Source organism: Shewanella sp. 10N.286.51.B2, assembly GCF_041469265.1.
Classification (GTDB): domain Bacteria; phylum Pseudomonadota; class Gammaproteobacteria; order Enterobacterales; family Shewanellaceae; genus Shewanella.
This window is the reverse complement of record NZ_JBFRKH010000147.1, coordinates 1-2510: the sequence shown is the minus strand read 5'-3', so window position 1 is coordinate 2510 and position 2510 is coordinate 1. Positions and strand designations below refer to the sequence as shown.

The window sequence follows — 2510 nt, the reverse complement described above, 5'->3', positions numbered from 1 at the left end:
GGAAAGCAGTTTTATATTGTAGTAAAGCGTGGACCCTGCAACTCTTTATCATGGTCATTTTACGGTCTAAAAAGCATTCATTTTAATTGATGGGTGTAGTAGTTAGGTTAAAGTTGAGCTGTTTTAGCTTTATTTAGGTTGTTAAGGTGTGTAAATGTTCAAGGTGTGCGTTTCAAATAGTTTAAGAGGTTTGAGGTGTTCAATTTAATGCAACCCAAGCTATTTGTGATACGTTTCAAATCTAAGAATTCAATATCATTTTTATTACAACTGAATGTATTTTACTGTGATAAGTCACTAACTCAAAAGGGGTAGGTTGAGCGAGTATCGCCCACATTCGAAAAATGTTGTGAAATGGATGATATGAAACAATTAAATACAACTGCTGCTTTGCTTGCATTGGCGATACTTTCAGGCTGTGGAAGTGATGACTCCAACAGTGCTCCAACCCCGCCAGATTTACCTGAAACAGGCCAACCACCACAAACTGGTAGCGAGGTATTCGATAATGTTTGGGGACCGGATATAAAATGGCAATTAGAAGGACCAATAACCATCTACTTCGACAGGATGGACAGAGCTGATTGGGTTGCTCAATCTGAAAGACGACATGCCGATATTAAACATGGATTCACTGTTGAAGCAGAAGAGGTTCGTCGGGTTATTCCAACACCGCTGCGGGATGATTTGTTTAATGATGGTCAAATCACTTTTGCAGAAGTGCTGCTATACCTATCTCAGACCCGTGATGATTTCCATGTTGAGTACCAATGGGGCGAAGATATCGGTGCTTATCGCTATACGGTATGGCGTAATGAGGATGGTAGTGCTGTAGAGTTTGATATTGATGGAAAACCAGTTGGAGAAGGCGATCCTAACTGGTATGCCAATTGGATCCCAGATACTGCAGACTTTAAGAGAGAATATAAATACACCAATTGGGGGGAAAACGTTGGCACTCGTTTAGAAATGACAGTGCTGCAATCAAATTCAGGTGTATTACTGCGTCCAAGAAGTGAGGCTTATACCTACCGACGTGAAGAAATGCAAAGAACACAGGTTGAGCGTCGCAACGAAGCTCAGGCTCAGTTCTCTGATAATCGTATAATTATTCCTGAAGTTATGCTTGATCCTGTTGATGGCGAACCAAGATATTTTTATAACGTCGAGGTTAGACCACATAACTTACGTCCTGACATATATAAGAAAGATGCCATGATCACCATGGCGGATATTTATATGAGTATGCATGAAGATGGGCTGATTGATGTTGGTTTTTCATACTGGGGTAAGATATCCACAGGTATAGATATTCAGCACTTCATTATTAATTCTGTTGATGGTGCCACTAACCAGGCTAGATACGCATATGCGATTAATGGTTATGAGCGCCGTTATATAAAAGATTGGAATCACAAGTACGGCCTTGGAGGTATGTCTAAGCCTGAAGACACGCCACCGGCAACATTCTGTGATGGCATTGCCCTTGATGGCTCAGCCACTGGCACATCAAACGGTCAAATTGATCAAGAATGTGGCGAATACTTTGCAAGTAAAGGCATTGAAATTGACCTTACTGATTGGTACGGCGACAGAAATATGCACACCTTTGCAGATGTTTGGCCTATGTATTACCCCGTTGATTATACCGCGGTAATGGCTAGACAGTTGACGTTTGCTGCACCAGAAAGCCATCGGGTTGGCGGGGATAATCAATATCCTATTTACGATATTAATGAAGCTATTCGTCCATTATCAGCAGAGCATTTTGGCTGGGGCGTTGCCGATTGTGGTACTTGTCACTCGTTAGGTAGTATTCACTCTGATGGGGACCAAGGTAGTTTGGGGGTTAACCCAACGCCCGTTTATGTTATGGATCTAGCTAAAGGCGTACAGTCTTATGAAGTATTAGATGAAGCGGATCGCGCCGTAGCACCTTATCAATGCGCTCAGTGTCATGGTAGTAACGGCGCACCAGCAGGTCATGGTGAAATGGGGGTATGTTTCTGGTGCCATGATAATGAGTTCCAACCTAAAAACCACGGTTCAGTAAATAAACTGTTCCCGAAAATGTACGAAGGTGGTAACTCTCCTGAAGATATGACCTTTCACCCAGCTAAACCAATCATTGATGTGCCATCAACCGATAGAGATGCTGTGAGCGTTGTTAGTGCTGAAATGTATGGTGATGCAAATCACTTATTGAACATATTACCTGCGTTGAAAGATCAAAACTTTGTTTATATGCACGGCTTATATAGCGATGATATGAAAGTTAGGGGTAATAGTGACTGGACCACGGATCCTGTTTACCCAGATCCATACTCGTGTATGACCTGTCATGTAAACCCCAAATAAGCTGTAATTAGTTAAATTCGATGCTAAAAGCCACTTGATTTCAAGTGGCTTTTTTTTTGAGTATGTTCCGTCCTGAGCTAAGCTGACAAAGGTTTGTCATAGCTGTGGGCAAAATCTGATTTTAAGCTTGTGGGAAAGCAGTTTTATATTGT

At 41.8% G+C, this 2510-nt stretch carries 1 protein-coding gene; it reads left to right on the top strand.

What is annotated here, in order from left to right:
* Window positions 1-363: 363 nt before the first annotated feature.
* Window positions 364-2358 carry a hypothetical protein gene (locus tag AB4140_RS19795; protein ID WP_372002353.1) on the top strand — a complete coding sequence of 665 codons (1995 nt, stop codon included), beginning with the start codon at window positions 364-366 and terminating at the stop codon, window positions 2356-2358.
* Window positions 2359-2510 lie beyond the last annotated feature (152 nt).